22 protein-coding genes are annotated in these 16880 nt (G+C 56.3%); all 22 read right to left on the reverse strand.

Annotated features, from left to right (window positions below; genetic code table 11):
- Positions 1 to 2: 2 nt before the first annotated feature.
- Positions 3 to 596: an IMP cyclohydrolase gene (locus C8273_RS06240; RefSeq protein ID WP_106626914.1), complete on the reverse strand. Its 594-nt coding sequence runs from the start codon at positions 594 to 596 to the stop codon at positions 3 to 5.
- Positions 593 to 1225 carry a phosphoribosylglycinamide formyltransferase gene (gene purN, locus C8273_RS06245; RefSeq protein ID WP_106626915.1) on the reverse strand — a complete coding sequence of 211 codons (633 nt, stop codon included), beginning with the start codon at positions 1223 to 1225 and terminating at the stop codon, positions 593 to 595. The genes C8273_RS06240 and purN overlap by 4 nt, the downstream gene beginning before the upstream one ends.
- Positions 1218 to 2267: a phosphoribosylformylglycinamidine cyclo-ligase gene (gene purM / locus C8273_RS06250; RefSeq protein WP_106626916.1), complete on the reverse strand. Its 1050-nt coding sequence runs from the start codon at positions 2265 to 2267 to the stop codon at positions 1218 to 1220. The genes purN and purM overlap by 8 nt, the downstream gene beginning before the upstream one ends.
- Positions 2268 to 2273: 6 nt before the next feature.
- Complete coding sequence (gene purF / locus C8273_RS06255) at positions 2274 to 3725, reverse strand: amidophosphoribosyltransferase (RefSeq protein WP_106626917.1); 1452 nt, start codon at positions 3723 to 3725, stop codon at positions 2274 to 2276.
- Between the two features lie 5 nt (positions 3726 to 3730).
- Positions 3731 to 4444 carry a phosphoribosylaminoimidazolesuccinocarboxamide synthase gene (purC, locus tag C8273_RS06260; protein ID WP_106626918.1) on the reverse strand — a complete coding sequence of 238 codons (714 nt, stop codon included), beginning with the start codon at positions 4442 to 4444 and terminating at the stop codon, positions 3731 to 3733.
- Between the two features lie 57 nt (positions 4445 to 4501).
- The gene (purE, locus tag C8273_RS06265; protein WP_106626919.1) at positions 4502 to 4990 is read right to left on the reverse strand and encodes a 5-(carboxyamino)imidazole ribonucleotide mutase; all 489 of its coding nucleotides are present in this window, start codon (positions 4988 to 4990) and stop codon (positions 4502 to 4504) included.
- Between the two features lie 104 nt (positions 4991 to 5094).
- Entirely contained in the window at positions 5095 to 6045 is a 951-nt protein-coding gene (locus tag C8273_RS06270) for a chemotaxis protein (protein WP_106626920.1), read from the reverse strand.
- An 89-nt stretch (positions 6046 to 6134) separates the two neighbouring features.
- Positions 6135 to 7046, reverse strand: coding sequence for a CvfB family protein (locus C8273_RS06275; protein ID WP_106626921.1), 912 nt, complete (start codon positions 7044 to 7046; stop codon positions 6135 to 6137).
- 5 nt (positions 7047 to 7051) lie between these two features.
- Positions 7052 to 7396 carry a ribosome silencing factor gene (rsfS, locus tag C8273_RS06280; RefSeq protein ID WP_106626922.1) on the reverse strand — a complete coding sequence of 115 codons (345 nt, stop codon included), beginning with the start codon at positions 7394 to 7396 and terminating at the stop codon, positions 7052 to 7054.
- Between the two features lie 11 nt (positions 7397 to 7407).
- Positions 7408 to 8460, reverse strand: a complete 1053-nt coding sequence (locus C8273_RS06285; protein WP_106626923.1) for an LCP family protein — start codon at positions 8458 to 8460, stop codon at positions 7408 to 7410.
- Positions 8461 to 8491: 31 nt separating this feature from the next.
- The gene (gene yqeK, locus C8273_RS06290) at positions 8492 to 9067 is read right to left on the reverse strand and encodes a bis(5'-nucleosyl)-tetraphosphatase (symmetrical) YqeK (RefSeq protein ID WP_106626924.1); all 576 of its coding nucleotides are present in this window, start codon (positions 9065 to 9067) and stop codon (positions 8492 to 8494) included.
- On the reverse strand, positions 9051 to 9671 hold the full coding sequence (gene nadD / locus C8273_RS06295) for a nicotinate-nucleotide adenylyltransferase (RefSeq protein WP_106626925.1): 621 nt from the start codon (positions 9669 to 9671) through the stop codon (positions 9051 to 9053). The genes yqeK and nadD overlap by 17 nt, the downstream gene beginning before the upstream one ends.
- A 6-nt stretch (positions 9672 to 9677) precedes the next feature.
- On the reverse strand, positions 9678 to 9827 hold the full coding sequence (locus tag C8273_RS12725) for a hypothetical protein (RefSeq protein ID WP_199821016.1): 150 nt from the start codon (positions 9825 to 9827) through the stop codon (positions 9678 to 9680).
- 1 nt (position 9828) lies between these two features.
- On the reverse strand, positions 9829 to 11106 hold the full coding sequence (locus C8273_RS06300; RefSeq protein ID WP_106626926.1) for a glutamate-5-semialdehyde dehydrogenase: 1278 nt from the start codon (positions 11104 to 11106) through the stop codon (positions 9829 to 9831).
- 12 nt (positions 11107 to 11118) lie between these two features.
- The gene (gene proB / locus C8273_RS06305; RefSeq protein WP_106626927.1) at positions 11119 to 12243 is read right to left on the reverse strand and encodes a glutamate 5-kinase; all 1125 of its coding nucleotides are present in this window, start codon (positions 12241 to 12243) and stop codon (positions 11119 to 11121) included.
- Complete coding sequence (locus C8273_RS06310; protein WP_106626928.1) at positions 12240 to 12539, reverse strand: YhbY family RNA-binding protein; 300 nt, start codon at positions 12537 to 12539, stop codon at positions 12240 to 12242. Before C8273_RS06310 ends, proB begins: the two co-directional genes overlap by 4 nt.
- Before the next feature lie 13 nt (positions 12540 to 12552).
- Positions 12553 to 13836: a GTPase ObgE gene (gene obgE / locus C8273_RS06315; protein ID WP_106626929.1), complete on the reverse strand. Its 1284-nt coding sequence runs from the start codon at positions 13834 to 13836 to the stop codon at positions 12553 to 12555.
- 60 nt (positions 13837 to 13896) lie between these two features.
- On the reverse strand, positions 13897 to 14199 hold the full coding sequence (gene rpmA / locus C8273_RS06320; RefSeq protein ID WP_106626930.1) for a 50S ribosomal protein L27: 303 nt from the start codon (positions 14197 to 14199) through the stop codon (positions 13897 to 13899).
- Positions 14196 to 14516 (reverse strand): ribosomal-processing cysteine protease Prp, encoded by a 321-nt coding sequence (locus C8273_RS06325; RefSeq protein WP_106626931.1) that lies wholly within the window; start codon positions 14514 to 14516, stop codon positions 14196 to 14198. Before C8273_RS06325 ends, rpmA begins: the two co-directional genes overlap by 4 nt.
- A gap of 3 nt (positions 14517 to 14519) precedes the next feature.
- Positions 14520 to 14831 (reverse strand): 50S ribosomal protein L21, encoded by a 312-nt coding sequence (rplU, locus tag C8273_RS06330; RefSeq protein ID WP_106626932.1) that lies wholly within the window; start codon positions 14829 to 14831, stop codon positions 14520 to 14522.
- 175 nt (positions 14832 to 15006) lie between these two features.
- Positions 15007 to 16287 carry a radical SAM protein gene (locus tag C8273_RS06335; protein WP_106626933.1) on the reverse strand — a complete coding sequence of 427 codons (1281 nt, stop codon included), beginning with the start codon at positions 16285 to 16287 and terminating at the stop codon, positions 15007 to 15009.
- The gene (gene pth / locus C8273_RS06340; protein ID WP_106626934.1) at positions 16247 to 16879 is read right to left on the reverse strand and encodes an aminoacyl-tRNA hydrolase; all 633 of its coding nucleotides are present in this window, start codon (positions 16877 to 16879) and stop codon (positions 16247 to 16249) included. Before pth ends, C8273_RS06335 begins: the two co-directional genes overlap by 41 nt.
- Between the last annotated feature and the right edge of the window lies 1 nt (position 16880).

Below are 16880 nucleotides of genomic sequence, written 5' to 3' on the forward strand. Positions count from 1 at the left end.
CCTCATTTTTCTAGCTGCTGCGCAAGATATACGTTAATCGCATTGTCGTAGTCTGCCGTATGGGCAAACGCCTCATGGGCAAGCCGCATGCGTGTCATGCCGTCAACAGCACCGTCTTTCTCGATTTTCTCTGCGATCTCCGCATAGCGCGTCGGATTCGTGATCACGGTGACGAATTTGAAGTTCTTCGCCGCCGCACGAATCATCGCAGGACCGCCAATGTCAATCTGCTCGACAGCCTCGGCAAGTGTGACATTGGGATGTGCAACCGTCTCCTTGAATGGGTAGAGGTTGACGACAACGAGGTCGATCGGCGTGATCTTGAGCTCGCGCAGCGCCTTCTCATGCTCCGGATTCCCGCGTACGGCGAGAATTCCGCCATGCACAAAGGGATTCAACGTCTTGACGCGTCCGCCCATGATCTCCGGAAAGCCCGTCACGTCACTGACATAGATGACAGGGATGCCTGCCTCGCGCAGTGCCTTCATCGTCCCCCCTGTGGAGACGATCTCAACGCCGGCTTTGTGCAGAGTACGCGCGAACTCCACAACGCCATTTTTGTCGGATACACTGATCAGAGCACGTTTTATCTTCATGGTGATTCTCCTTCAGCGACGGGCAGGATATGCACCTTTCGCCCATCCGTACGCAGTCTTCCTTCGACATAGAGTTTGATCGCTTCGGGGAATATGCGATGTTCCTGTGCAAGCACACGTGCGGCAAGTGTCTCCTCCGTATCCCCTTCCTGAACAGGCACGGAAGCCTGCAGGATGATGGGGCCGGAGTCCATGCCTTCATCCACGAAATGCACGGTACATCCGCTGACCTTCACGCCATAGGCAAGGACATCACGATGTGCATGTGCGCCCGGAAAGCTCGGCAGAAGCGCCGGATGAATGTTCAGGATGCGCCCCGTATAGGCGTGCACGAAGACAGGGGACAGAATCCGCATAAATCCGGCAAGCACAACGAGGGTTACCCCATGCGCGTGCAGCTCTGTGAGCAGGGCACGCTCGAAGTCCGCACGCTCCGCATAGTCCCGATAGACGACAGCAACGGCAGGAATCCCCTTCACCCGTGCCCGTTCAAGCGCATAGGCATCCGCTTTGTCCGCAATGACAACGGCGATTTCGGCACGGATCTCACCGCGCTCTATCGCATCGATGATGGACGCGAGATTGGAGCCGCGCCCCGAGCAAAGAACGCCAATTTTCTCCTCACGCATCAAAGACACCGCCCTTGATGACAACCTCGTGCGCCCCCTCGGTCACATGACCGATCTGATAAACGCGTTCCCCCTGCTCCTCCAAGTGTGCGGCAATGCGCTTCGCTTCCTCATGCGAAACGATGAGCACCATCCCGATGCCCATATTGAACGTGCGGTACATCTCCGCCCAGTCCACATTCCCCCACTCCTGCAGCAGACGGAAGATATGCGGCATTTCCCACGCCGCAGCGTCCACCTCCGCGCCCATGTGCTCCGGCAGAGCACGGGGGATATTTTCATAGAAGCCGCCGCCCGTGATATGAACCATGCCGTGCAGATCAAAGTCCCGAATGAGCGGCAGACATACGCGCGGATAGAGCCGCGTCGGCGTAAGCAGCTCCTCTCCGATTGTTTTGCCAAGCTCCTCCATATACTCGCTGCCCTTGAAGCCCTTATGCTCGAAGACGATCTTGCGCACAAGAGAGTAACCGTTCGAGTGCACCCCCGAGGAAGGCAGTCCGAGCAGTACATCCCCCGCGTTCACGCGCGCAGCTGTAATGAGTTTGGAGCGCTCTGCCACACCGACCGAGAACCCCGCAATATCGTACTCGCCAACCGGATAAAAGCCGGCCATCTCCGCCGTCTCACCGCCGACCAGGGCGCAGCCGGACTCCTTGCAGGCACGGGCAACCCCCGTGACCACCTCAGCGACCTGATCCGGATCAAGTTTTCCCACGGCAAGGTAGTCGAGGAAGAAGAGCGGCTCTGCGCCCTGTACGAGGATGTCGTTGACGCACATGGCAACGACATCCTGTCCGATCGTATCGTGTTTGTTGAGCAGGAAAGCAAGGCGGAGCTTCGTGCCGACGCCGTCCGTTCCCGATACAAGCACTGGTTCTTTGTAGTTCCTTGTGTTGAGTGCAAACAGTCCGCCAAAACCGCCGAGATCGCCCATCACCTCTGAGCGATAGGTCGCACGTACAGCATCTTTGATCATGGACACAGACTTGTTGCCCGCATCGATATCAACGCCCGCATCACGGTAGGTCATTTTCTCCATCGGCTCTCAAAGCCCCCTTTCACGCTGCGCAATCCGCCGTCGTTCGAGAATGATCTTGTCATCCTCATCCAGTGTGGCATCCTCCTCCGGGACAGGATAGTTATTGTTAAAGCAGGCATAGCACATGTGATTTGGATTGAGCATCGGTACACAGTGCCGCAGTCCCTCAATCGAGATAAAGTGCAGCGAATCCGCTCCGATAAAGTCACGAATCTCCTCGACGCTCTTCGTCGCCGAGATCAGTTCCTTGCGGATGGATGTATCAATGCCATAGTAGCAGGGATCGGTGATCGGCGGGCTGCTGATGCAGACGTGAATCTCCCGCGCTCCCGCATTTCGAAGGAGACGTACGATCTTGCCGCTCGTCGTTCCGCGCACAATCGAGTCATCCACCATGATGACAGACTTGCCTGCAACAACGGAGCGCACGGGACTCAGCTTGAGTTTTACCGCTGCATCGCGCTGCTTCTGCGTTGGCTGAATGAACGTTCGCCCGATGTAGCGGTTCTTGATGAGCCCCTCTGCAAACGGAATCCCAGCCTCGTATGCAAAGCCCGTCGCCGCCGTGGTGCCGGAGTCCGGCACGGAGATGACAACATCGCCGCGAAAGCCCGACTCGCGTGCCAGCACCCGTCCCATCTCAAAGCGCGCCGCATGGACACTCTGCCCGTCAATGATGGAGTCCGGGCGCGCAAAATAGATGTATTCAAAGATACAGGAAGCAATGTCCTTCCCATTGGAAAAACGATAGGATTTGAGTCCATTGCTGTCAATCACGACCATCTCACCCGGCAGGACATCGCGCACAAATTCAGCACCATTGACATCAAGGGCGCAGGTCTCCGAAGACAGTACCCAGCCGCCGTCCATCGTGCGTCCGATACACAGGGGGCGGAACCCCTGCGGGTCGCGTACGCCGATGAGCTTGTCCTCCGTCATAATCGAAAGACAGAATGCACCGCGCACGACACTGACCGCCTCAAGGATGCGCTCCTCAACGGAGGTCTTCTGCGAGCGTGCAATGAGATGAACGAACACCTCCGAGTCAATCGTCGTCTGAAAGACCGTCCCCTTGCTCTCAAGGTCACGGCGAATGAGCGCCGCATTCGTGAGGTCGCCATTGTGCGCAAGCGCAAGAGCCCCGCCCGCATAGTTGACGCGGAGGGGCTGGGCGTTCGCCGCGAGACTGAAGCCTGTTGTCGCATAACGGACATGACCAATGGCAATCTTTGCATTGTCGAGATGAGGGAGCTGCTCGCGAAACACTTCGCTGACCAGCCCCATCCCCTTTTTCACATCGATCCAATAGCCATCCGTGAGTGCAATACCAGCGCTCTCCTGTCCGCGGTGCTGGAGCGCAAAGAGACCAAGATACGTCATCTCGGAAACGTCCTCCGCATGGGAGTATACACCGTAGATGCCGCATTCTTCCTTCCACTTGGGCACTTTCTCGTACATTGTACTTATGCTTCTCCCGTCAGCCTGTGGAGCATTTCCTTATAGGCATCCTCTACATTGCCAAGATCACGGCGGAAACGATCCTTATCCAGTTTTTCCTTCGTATCGCTGTCCCAGAAACGGCAGTTATCCGGCGAGATCTCATCTGCAAGAATGATCTTGCCGGAAGCGTCTTTGCCGAACTCCAGCTTGAAGTCAATGAGATCGACACGCTTCGTCTTGAGGAACTTCGTCAGCACATCGTTGATCTTGAGCGACATCCGTTCGATCTCATCCAGCTCGGCATCGGTCGCGATCTTCATCGCTCTGATATGATAGCGGTTGAGCATGGGGTCACCAAGGTCATCATTCTTGTAACAGTACTCAATGACCGGGAACGGCATGGGAACACCTTCCTCAAGTCCGAGACGCTGCGCCAAGGAGCCGGCGGCAACATTGCGGATGATGACCTCGAGCGGAATGATCGTGAGTTTTTTGACGACCATCTCACGCTCACTCGGCATGGAGATATAGTGATGCGCGATCCCCTCCTTTGCCAAAAGGTCGAAAAAGAACGCCGTCATCTTATTGTTCATGATGCCCTTGTCCGCAATCGTTCCTTTCTTTGCACCATTTCCCGCTGTCGCATCGTCCTTATAGTACACGAGATACTCATCCGGATGATCCGTTGCATAGATAATTTTTGCCTTACCTTCGTAAAGAGCTTCTTTCCGCTCCATAACAGGCCTGCCTTTCCATTGTTCCTCAATACACAGGATATCTACCCAATATCGCTCTTACAGCTGTGCGGCAACGCGATCAGCTTTCGCCTCGACCTCAAGCACCATCTTTTCCCGATAGTCCATCAAGGCCTCCGCAATCGAAGAGTCATAGACCGCGAGGATCTCTGCCGCAAAGATCGCGGCGTTCTTTGCCCCGTTGATCGCCATGGAGGCAACGGGGACACCGGACGGCATCTGCACGGTACTGAGCAGAGCATCCATGCCGTTGAGCGGCGTGGCATTGACCGGAATGCCAATGACGGGCTTGATCGTATAGCTTGCTACAACGCCCGCAAGGTGCGCCGCGGCACCCGCTGCAACGATGAATGCGGCAAACTCTTTGTTGTGATCGGCTTCCATGACAAAGTCACGTACGTTTGACGGCGTGCGATGTGCCGATGCGACGTTGACGACCGGCTCAATGCCAAATTGTTTTAGAAGCTCCACCGCCGGCTTTAAAATCGGCCAGTCGGAGTCACTTCCCATGAGGACTGCTACCTTCATTTTACCATCTCCTTGACCTCTATGATAACGAGATTTTAGGGTCATGTCAATAGAACGAACAAAGGACCGCTATACTTCGTATAGCGATCCTTAGCATACCTGTCTCAGTTTTCCTCGGCAATGTCGTGAAGCGGCTCACCAAATATAAGCGTATCCAACAGATCGATAAGCTGGTTGATCTCCGGCTTCGACACCTGTCCGGATGCGCCGAGGCTTTCGCCCTTGCGCTTCATTTCCTCACTGATGAGGGAGGAGAAGAGAACGAGCGGAACCTCGCCCAGACGGTCATCCTCGCGTACGAGCTTGAGCAGACGATGTCCATCCATTTTTGGCATCTCGACATCGGAGATAATGATGCGCACATGGTTTTCGATCGGACCATTCTTGCGTGCAAGATCCTGCAAGTAATCCCATGCATCCTGCCCATTGCCGAAGTCGCGGATGAACTTGTATCCCGACTCGTGTAATGTGTTCACAAGGAGGTCACGCAGCATCTTGGAGTCCTCTGCGACCACGATATGCGCTGTTCCGCGGCGAGTCTTGGCATCCTGTGTTGCCTCCGTGACCGTTGTGAGTTTCTGGTTGATCTCCGGGTTGATCTCAGCAATGATGGTTTCAAAGTCAAGCAGGAGAACAATGCGATCCTCCATCTTGATGATACCGACGACACGCGACCCCTCACCGACATTCGGTGCCGGCTCCATGTTTTTCCACGAGATGCGGTGAATGCGGTAGACGCTGCCAACGAGGAAGCCGATGTCGTAGTTGTTGATCTCGGTGACAATGATGTTCTGAAGCTCGTCTGTGGTTTGGAGGTTGAGACAGCGCGCCATATTGACGAGCGGGATCGCCTTTCCGCGCAGCGTAAAGAGCCCATCGACGTATGGATGTGCCTCGGGCATTGCCGTCACTGGTGTACGCGTAATGACCTCACGGACCTTTGCGACGTTGATGCCGTAGTTCACCTTCCCAATGCTGAACTCAACAATCTCAAATTCGTTCGTTCCTGTCTCAAGCAGGATGCCTTTTCTCTCTTCTGCAACCGTATCTGCCATTTATCTCTCTCCCCCATGCTCGTAAACATTGTTTGCTATGCACTGTATTCGCCCTTCGGAGAAAAAATCCTGCCTCTCCTGATAAAAAACTAGTCCTTTTTGTTTTCGTCTGATAAATACGTCCACCCATCACGCTGCTCGACAAGCCCCTCCTTCATCAATCGTCCGAGCGCGCGTTTGAACGCAGCCTTGCTGATGTGGAAGCGATCCTGAATGACCGCAGGGGAGGTGGCATCGGTATAGGGCATCTTGCCGTCGTGTTCCTCTAGAAGTGCAAGGAGCCGATCCGCATCCTCTAACCGAGCCTCCTCCTTCGGAGGGCGCAGTGAGCCATTCAGCCGCCCATCCTCGCGCAAATACGTCACACGCATTTCAACCGTTTCCCCGACGCGCGGCCGCTTGGGGATCTCCTGATGATCGATGAAGGCGATGTAGCGCTCCTCCGTAAAGAGAAAGGCGCCGCGCTCGGTGATATTGTAGACGGAGCCTTTGAGGCGATCCCCCACGTGTACGCCTTCCGCAGGACGCGAGGCGCGGCGCAGCTCATCCTCAACCTCCATTGTCACAGCAAGACGCCCGGACTTATCCGTGTAGAGTTTTGCCCAGACGGTCTCACCGACCTGCGGGCGCCCGCGCATTCCTGCGTATGGAAGAAAGATGCCGCGCTCTGCGCCGACATCAAGGAATGCGCCTTCCTTCGTGACATTGATGACACGCAGACGGGCAACCTGCCCCTCCTTCATGCGCGGTGTACGCATGCTGGCGGTGAGGCGGCGTTTCGGGTCGAGATAGAGAAAGACACGGACACGATCCCCGACCTTGACGGGCGCCGTCTGTTGAACCGTGTGCAGCAATATATCATCGCTCGTGTTGCCGGTCTCCGCGTCCAGGAACACCCCCAGTTCACTCTCGCGTACGGCAGTGAGTTCGGCAACCTGACTTGGCCCGTACTTGCGCGTACGCGCCTCTTTGCGCTCCAGCTTTCGCACTCGTTCCTGCATGAATCCTATTCCTCGTACGGGGTCAGCTTTGCATCGCCCCACAGGCGTTCCAAGGCGTAGTATTCGCGTGCCTCCTGCTGGAAGATATGCGCGACGGTATCGCCGTAGTCAAGCAGGATCCACTCCCCCTCACGGTATCCCTCCTTGTGGAGAAACGAAATACCCGCTTCTTCCATCTTTTCCTCGATGTTGTCTGCAATCGCACGTACCTGCGTCGCGGTATTTGCCGAACAAATCACGAAGTAATCGTTTGTCGACATCAGACCGATCATATCCATCTGCACAATATCGCGTGCCTTTTTCTCATCTGCTGCCGCACAAATCACACGGCACTTTTCCTGCTCTGTCAAGCTCGTTCCTCCTATTGCTCTGCACCCGCCTCCTCCGGCGGGAAAAGTTCGTGAATAATTTCATCCGTTGCCGCACGATCCATGATCCATACGGTGTCATCGCCGCGTGCAAAATCACCGGGCAGCATAATCGTTCGCGGGGGTTCCACATTCAGTTTCCGAATGACATTGCCGATGTGGACGGAGTCAAACAGTTCCGCACTCGTTGTGACATCCTGTTTGAGAATATCCGCAATCGCTGGAATCTTTGGCAGGGTATCGACGCGCAGCAGCTTGGCATAGAACGCCTTGACAAATTTTTGTTGGCGCTGCGTACGCCCAAGATCGCCGAGATCGTCGCTTCGATAGCGCAGATAGTGCTCTGCCCCCACGCCGTCCAGATGGCGATACCCTTGCCGTATATGAATGGAAAGCCCCGCTTCAGGATCGTCATAATCCATGTTCTGCTCAACATAGAGATCAATACCACCGACGGCATCTACCAGCCGCCCAAAGGTCACAAGATCAAAGATGACATATTGATGAATAGAGATATCAAACATCTGATTGATTGTCCGCACCATCAGAGGAGCTCCGCCAACGGCATAGACGTGAGTAAGCCTGGTCTCGCCTTTGTCCTGTGCCATTGTCACCCATGTATCACGCGGAATGTTGAGGATACGCACCTTACCGGTCGCATTCTCCATACTGATCAGCAGAATGGCATCAGCGCGTTTCTCCTCGGCATTGTCCGTATTGGCGGAGTCATCCAGCCCGAGCACGAGGACATTCGTGTAGCCGTCAAAGCGAACATCAACTTCGCCGCGATTCTCCTCCTGCCGAATCAGATACGCCTCATACATATCACGCACATCGCGGTATGCCTGCAGCCCCCACCCGACGATATAGTACCCCGCAACACTGATTGCCGCAAGGAGAAAAAATGTACAGATCAGACGAAAGATCCCGCGCAGAAAGGCAATGCGGCGCTTGCGTCTGCGCTCACTGCGGCGCTTCTGTATGTTTTCACGCGAGTTTTCGCTTTGCAGCTGCGCCACAAGTTCATCGGCATCGTATTCCGACATCGCTCCCCCCTCTCCTCTTGATCAAACAGTTTCAGCGGCGTTCCAAAAGAATTTCATTGCGTGCCGTGATGGTATCAGGATGAATGAGTCCGCCCTTCTGGGCAACAAAGAGAATGGACTCCGTCAGTCCGACCAGAACCATCTCATCCAATGATGCCGTACGTGCGAGTTCACGCAGATGCTCGACCTCGGGATAGGCGCGCGACGGCTCGATCATATCTGCGTAATAGATGATCTTGTCGAGTGCGGTCATATTGGCACCGCCGACGGTATGGCGCCAAATCGCCTGTGCAATCACGGCATCGTTTACGCCGTAGACCTCATAGATCAGATATGCCCCGATGTATGCGTGGAGCAAAAGAGGCATGGCAGACTCAATTTTCCCGATGGGAATTCCACGGCGGCGTGCCTCCAATGGCAGATCAGACGTTTCGTATACACGTCCGCAGTCATGCAGAAGCCCCGCAATGCGTGCACGTTCCTCGTTCATTCCAAACCGACGCGCAAGCATCGCAGCCGTATCCGCCACGCCGAGGGAGTGACGATAGCGGCTTGGGGTGAGCTGCTGCTCCAGAATGGCGCGCATCTCCTCATAGCTCTTTGTCATGCTCACGATACAACCCCCGTTTCTCAATATACTCCTCTACGGCACGCGGCACAAGATGCCGCACAGAAAGCCCCGCACGAATCCGTGCGCGGATTACGCTCGATGAGATCTCCAAATGCGGCGTCGGCAGCACCTGTATGTGACTCCGTTCCTCCGCCGTGAATTGTTCTGCAAGCAGGAGTTCATCCAGTGGTGCTCCCTGCCGTGTTGCAACGATGAACTTACAGGAGCACAGCAGACGCTTCGGTTCGTGCCAGCGATAGAGATCGTTCATCGCATCCGCTCCGGTGATAAAGAAAAGCTCCGCATCATCCAAGTGCGCACGTAGCTCCGCAATCGTGTCCACCGTATAGGAAGGACCCTCTCTTTTAAGCTCCATATCCGATACGGAGAAATATGGATTATCCTGCACGGCGCACTCCGTCATGATGAGACGATCTTCTGCAGACGCCGCGCGTGCGCCATCCTTGTGCGGCGGCCGCGCAGACGGGATGAATACCACCTCATCCAGCGAAGCAGACGAGCGCACCATCTCCGCTGTAATGAGATGGCCTACATGTATGGGGTCAAAAGTACCGCCCATAATTCCGATTCGTCGTCCCACGGCGGCTCACCTCACGATCCATAGAAGTATCCAGATCAGCGCGCTCACAAGGAGCATTGTGCCGCCTGCATACAGATAGTCGCGTATATCATGCCGCCCCTTTGGCGTTGCGGCATACTGGCGCAGAGTGCGCAGACAGCCGATCAGCCTGCACATTTTATTTCGTGGCTTTTGCAGGCGCATTTTCCCGTATCTGCCCCTCGCCGTAGACAAGATATTTCGTGCTGGTCAAGGCGTCAAGCCCCATCGGTCCGCGTACGTGGAGTTTCTGCGTGCTGATGCCAATCTCTGCTCCGAAGCCGAACTCAAAGCCGTCCGTAAAGCGCGTCGAGGCGTTGACATAGACCGTCGAGGCATCCACCCTCTGCTGAAAGTCATGCGCCGCCCGAATGTCATTGGTGACAATCGTCTCGGAATGCCCCGTATTGTAGCGATTGATATGGGAGATTGCCGCATCCATATCCTGCACGACACGGATCGAAAGGACGAGATCGCCGTACTCCGTCGACCAGTCCTCCTCTGTCGCCGTCCCAATGTCTGAAAGAATGGCGCACGTCTTGGTGCAGCCGCGCAGCTCCACGCCATCCGCACGGAGAATCTCTGCCATCGGCGGAAGAAAATCCGCCGCAATTTCCTCGTGGACAAGCAGTGTCTCCACCGCGTTGCAGACAGAGGGGCGGGACACCTTCGCATTTTCCACAATGCGAAGCGCCATTCCCACCTCTGCCGCGCGATCCACATAGATATGGCAGACACCTGCCCCCGTCTCGATGACGGGTACACTACTGTTCTCCACAATACGGCGGATCAGTCCGGCACCGCCGCGCGGGATGATGACATCAAGAAGTCCACTGAGATGCGTCATGACATCGACAGCAGCGCGATCCTTCATCGCAAGCAGCTGTATTGCCCCCGTCGGAATCCCGGCACCGTATGCAGCGCGCGCAAGAACATTGGCAATGGCGCAGTTGGAGCGGAGCGCATCGGAACCGCCGCGCAGGAGGACGGCGTTGCCGGATTTCAGGCAAAGGCCGACGGCATCTGCCGTCACATTCGGACGCGCCTCATAGATCATCCCGACCACGCCGAGCGGCACGCGCATGCGCCGTATTTCAAGACCGTTCGGCCGACGCACGGAATAATCCTCCCTGCCCAGCGGATCGGGCAGAGCAGCGGTCAGGCGCAGCCCCTCCGCCATCGCGGCAATGCGGCTCTCATCGAGGCGCAGACGATCCAGATAGGACGCGCGCATGCCTGCCTTCTGTGCTTCCTTTACATCTGCCGCATTTTCACGAAGAATCGTATCCGCGTGCATGGTCAGCGCCTCTGCCATGGCGTCGAGTGCTGTGTTGCGCACATTCGTCTGAAGTGCGGCGAGCGTGTAGGAGGCCGCCTTTGCCTCCTCCGCCTGTCTGCGAATCTCCTGCTCCATCATCGTCGCCCCTCCTTATACCATCAGCACCATGTTGTCCCGATGGATGATCTCCTCATGTGATACCTCTGGAATGATTCCTTGGAAATCGGCAGTCTGGTGTCCCATGAGCCGCGCGACATCCGCCGCATTGTATGCCGCAATGCCGCGCGCGATCTCCTGCCCTTCGGGGCTTAGAACACGCACCGTATCACCCGCCGAGAAATCACCGTCAACCGCCGTTACTCCGACCGCCAGAAGGCTCGCTCCGCGCCGCATGGCAGCGATGCAGCCTGCGTCGACAGAGATTTCGCCCATCAGCCGCTGTCCAAAGGCAAGCCAGCTCTTGCGCGCCCGGAGATGTGCCTCACGCGCCGGGAAGAGGGTTCCGATCTCCTCACCACGCAGAATGGAGCGGATCGTGCCATCCTCATCACCGCGTGCAATTACCATCGTCACACCGGCGTTCTGAGCGATTTTCGCCGCCTCGATCTTGGTCTGCATCCCACCCGTTCCTTGTGCAGATCCTGCACCGCCCGCCATCCGCTCAATCGCAGGTGTGATCTCTGGAATCTCGGAGATCAGCGTTGCCGACGCATCCGTACGCGGATTCGCCGTATAGACTCCGTCAATGTCCGACAGGATGATGAGTGCGTCCGCATCGACGAGCGCCGCAACAACGGCGGATAGATTGTCATTATCCCCGATCTTGATCTCATCGACTGCAACCGCATCATTCTCGTTGATGACGGGGATGACGTTCATTCCGAGAAGTGCGAGGAGCGCGTTGCGAGAGTTCATGTACTGGTGATGGCGCGCCGCATTTTCCTTTGTGAGGAGCACCTGCGCCATGGTGCGCCCGTACTCATGGAAAAACTTCTCATAGATGTGCAGCAGTGCCCCCTGCCCAATCGCCGCCAGCGCCTGCCGTGCAGGGATCCCTGCGGGACGCTCTTTCAGCCCAAGCGCATTCATCCCTGCCGCAATCGCACCGGAGGAGACCAGCAGAATCTCCTTCCCTTGGTTCGCCTCATCGATCAGCTCGCGCACGAGATGCTCGATCCGATGGAGACTCATGCCCCCAGACGGGTGCGTGAGCGTGCTCGTCCCCACCTTCACAACGATGCGCTTTGCCTCGCGCAGACGCTCTCTTGCACTCATAGCTCGATCCTTGGCTTCTCGAAGTTCCGTCGGAAAAGCAGTCCGTTTCTGCCGATTACCTGAACGAGATTCGCATCCGCCCGCTCAGCAAGGACGGTGATCGCATCCTCTGGCTCATCCGGCGCATTTTGAAGGACGCGCACCTTGATGAGCTCGCGTTTCTTGATCGCCTCACGCGCAGAGGCAACAACGGTCGGCGTTACGCCCTCTTTGCCGATCATGACGATGGCCTCCTCCGTCATGCCGAGGGAGCGCAGTTTTCGAATCTGTTTGCTTGTCAGCGAATTTCGCAGCAAAGTTCTTCCTCCGTTAGTCCTGATAGTCGAATGCCATATCCCCAATGTGAACGGTCATCCCCTCTTTGATGCCGCGCGCACGGAGCTTTTCATCCAGTCCCTTGAGGCGCCATATATATTGGAATCGGCGTACCGCCTCATCGTTGTTGAAATTCGTCATCGCGACGAGCTTCTCAATCGCCTTGCCGGAAACGATGAAATCGCCCGCATCATTGCGCGAGATTGTCACCTTCTCATCATCCTCGGCATTCTGGTCGTAGACAGCAACATCATCTTCCTCCGCCTCGGGTTCCGGGACATACGCCTCCAGCCATGCGCCAACGTGATCGATCAGCTCCTGTACCCCGGCACGTGTCGCCGCCGAAATGGCAAAGAACTCCATCCCCTCCTGTTGGGCGAGTTCCTGCAGACGAGGCAGATGCTCCTCTGCGGACGGAAGATCGATCTTATTCGCCACGAGGATCTGTGTGCGCTTTGCGATTTTCTCACTATAACGCGCCAGCTCGGCATTGATCTTGTAATAATCCTCGACGGGATCGCGTCCCTCGATGCCGGAGGCATCCACAATGTGCAGAATGAGGCGCGTGCGCTCGACGTGGCGAAGGAAATCATGTCCAAGCCCCACGCCGTCGGCAGCCCCCTCGATGAGTCCGGGAATATCCGCCATGACGAAACTCTTCTCGTAATCCGTCTGAACCACACCGAGGACGGGCGTCAATGTCGTAAAGTGATAATCCGCAATCTCAGGGCGTGCCGCAGAGCAGGAGGCGACAAGACTCGACTTGCCGACACTCGGATAGCCGACGAGTCCGACATCCGCGAGCAGCTTCAGCTCCAAGCGGAGCTTCCGACTCTCGCCCGGCTCGCCAAACTCTGCGAAGGACGGCGCACGATTCGCCGCATTTGCGAATTTCGCGTTGCCGCGCCCGCCGCGCCCGCCGCGTGCGATCACCGTCTCCATACCGACCTCCGTGAGATCGGCAAGCACCTCACCCGTCGCCTCATCGGTCACAAGCGTGCCCGGCGGAACATCTACATAGAGAGGCTGTGCATTCCTGCCGTACTGATTCTTGTGCTCGCCGTTCTCACCATTTTTCGCGATGAATTTGCGATGAAAACGAAACGAGAGGAGCGTATTCAGATTGCGGTCAGCGCGGAAGATCACATCTCCGCCGCGTCCACCGTCCCCGCCCGACGGACCGCCCTTCGGCATAAATTTTTCATGACGGAATGCGGATTTCCCATGTCCGCCGTCTCCGGCCTTCACCGTGATCTGTGCGCGGTCTATGAACTGCATACGTCCCCCTATAGAAAAGAGCCTGCACCACCAAGGTACAGGCATCCGCATAGAACAAAGTTATACAGCGGCCTCCGCAAGCGGATACACACTGATCTGGCGCTGATGACGCCCCTTGCGCTCAAAGGCAACCTTGCCGTCGATCTTCGCAAAGATCGTATCATCCTTGCCGATCCCGACATTGTGCCCCGGATGGAAATGCGTGCCGCGCTGACGCACGATGATGCTGCCAGCCGTCACATGCGTGCCGGCCTGCTCCTTCACGCCAAGGCGCTTGGAGTGGCTGTCGCGGCCATTGCGCGTCGAGCTGACGCCCTTCTTATGTGCAAAAAGCTGCAAATCAAACGAGAACAATTTGTTCACCCCTTTACTTCCTGAATTCGAATGCCCTTTGGGCTGATCTTCTCTATTTCCGCGAGTCCCATATACATACTGCGCAGAATTGCTTCGCTGCAATCATCCGGCGGCTCCATGAGCCGCATATCGAGATTCCCGCTCGCAATGTCATAGTCGACGGTGCGATGCAGATGCTCCATGATGCCAAGAAGCGCAGACTGGGTCAGAGCCGATACGCCTGCACAGACAATATCCTGCCCGCGCTTTGCCGTACCGCTGTGTCCTGTAACACGATACCCCGCAATCATCCCGTCCGCATTTGTGAAGATCTCAACCAAAATCACGGATTACGCCTCGATCTTCTCGATAACGACCTTCGTGAATGGCTGACGATGACCCTGACGCTTACGGTAGTTGGACTTCGCCTTGTACTTGAAGACAAGGATCTTCTTGCCCTTGCCGTGCGCCATGACTTTCGCTGTCACCTTCGCGCCGTCGACCATCGGACGACCGACCTTGACACTGCCGTCATTCACGACAGTCAGAACCTGATCAAAAACGACGGTCTCACCCTCACCTGCTTCGAGCTTCTCCACAAAAAGGGTATCGCCCTCGGCAACCTTGTACTGCTTGCCGCCTGTCTTTACGATTGCATACATGAAAACACCTCCCTATATGTTACTCGCCGGCTACGGTTCGACAATGCCGATTGTAATGACCTCGCCGTGCGGTTGGGGATGGGCGCTTTTCCTATTCGGCTGCACACCCACATTAGCGAATACTAGCATATTTATTGGCTGCTGTCAACCCCACGGATCCACGCCGTCCCCCTGTTCAATGCCCCGTCACATAGTGACTGAAGCTGCCAATGACCAGCTGCGGAAACTCCGCATGAAGTGCTTCCATAAACGCGCGTGTCCCAAGGGGCGCACTCTGTGCCTCCGGCATTGTTTGCAGAAAGAGCGTTGGGTCGATGTTCAGATTTCGCATCTGTATCATCTGCACGGGCAGCGCACGGAAAAATTCCTGCCACGCACGAAGTTCCTCTGCCCGATCCGTAAACCCTGGGAAGTGGAGGAGATTCAACGACACGTAGACACCGTGGTCGAGCGCATAACGCAGGGATTCTTTGACATTGTCCAGCGGATAGTTGGCGCGGTAGTAGGCATGATAACTCGCATCGTGCGCACTGATGATGGAAACGCGCAGGGAATCCAGCCCTGCGTCCACGATTTTCTTCATCCCATCGGGAAATCCCGCATTCGAGTTCATGTTGATCTGACCGCGCGCAGTTACGGAGCGAATCCTACGGATCCCCTCGGCAATACGGTCAGCGGCGAGTGACGGTTCGCCCTCGCAGCCCTGCCCAAAGCTGATGATGCCGTCGGGCGCAAGCGAAAGATGATAGATGCCGACCTCGGCGATCTCCTCTGCCGTTGGAGAAAACGTAATGCGCGCCTGCGGTGAGGGACAGCACTCCGAACTCTGAAGGGAGATACAGCCGAGGCAGTTCGCGTTACATACAGGTGATGTGGGTACGCCGCACTCCCAACGGCGATAAAAGAGATTCTGCGCCGTCAGACAGTGATAGTTCAGCGAGCAGTTCCCAACCTGCTCCACAATGCGATTGTTCGGCAGATCCTTCATCGTGCGCCGCACGAGTTTCTTAAGTTCCTTTCCATTATAGTTGGCAGGATCCCATTTCTCGTTCTCGTCCGTATATAGGGCGGCAGCACACAGCTGACCGCGATGGGACACCACAGCGGTATACCCGTAGAGCGGCAGAGGTGCAGCGCCATCCGAGCGAAAAAACGCAGGGAGATGCGTCCGCGTATAGCCCTGCGGCAGAATCGCGGCAACCGCCGTCCCCGGAATGCGCTCCTCCTGTCCCTCTCCTCCCTGCCCTACGGCAGAGTGCTCCGGCATAAACATCAGGTCAGCGCTCTCGGGCAGCGGAATCAGATCCTCCGGTGCAAGCAGAACATTCTTTGCACCGACACGCCCGAGTCCGCGCAGCCCCTCCGCCTCACAAATATTGCCACGACGGTCGGCATAGACGGCCGTGATCTCATCGCTATGTCTGTGCGGACGCGCCGCTTTCTTCTTGGGCTTCATGACTCCCCTCTTGCTTCTTTGTCTTTTTCTTGTGCGGATTATACCGATTCATCGCAAAATCACCCCCATCCGTCACGATGGACTCCACCGCAGGAAGAAGATAGTCGATTGCCGCGCGAATCTTAGGTGCGTCCTCTGTTGAAAATGGTGCGAGAACGTGATGGATGACCGTCCAGCCCGCAGGGGGACGTCCGATGCCGATGCGGACGCGCGCAAAATCCTCGCTGCCCACATGGGCAATGATGGACTTAATGCCGTTGTGTCCGCCAGAACTCCCCTTTCTGCGAATGCGCACCATACCAGCAGGGATATCCATATCATCGTGCACGACGACGAGGTCATCCACATCCAGCTTATAGTAGGAGAGCATCGGACCGAGAGCCTCACCGCTGTTATTCATATAGGTCAGAGGTTTTACGAGAAAGACCTTTTCCCCGCCGATGCGAACCTCTGTAAGCGCAGAGAAGAAATCTTCCTTCCATGACGCAGCACCGAGTTTTTCCGCCAACACATCGACAAGCATAAATCCGACGTTATGCTTCGTATGAGCATATTCTGCACCAGGATTGCCAAGCCCTGCGATAATTTTCATA

This window comes from Candidatus Centipeda massiliensis, assembly GCF_900290285.1.
Classification (GTDB): Bacteria; Bacillota; Negativicutes; order Selenomonadales; family Selenomonadaceae; genus Centipeda; species Centipeda massiliensis.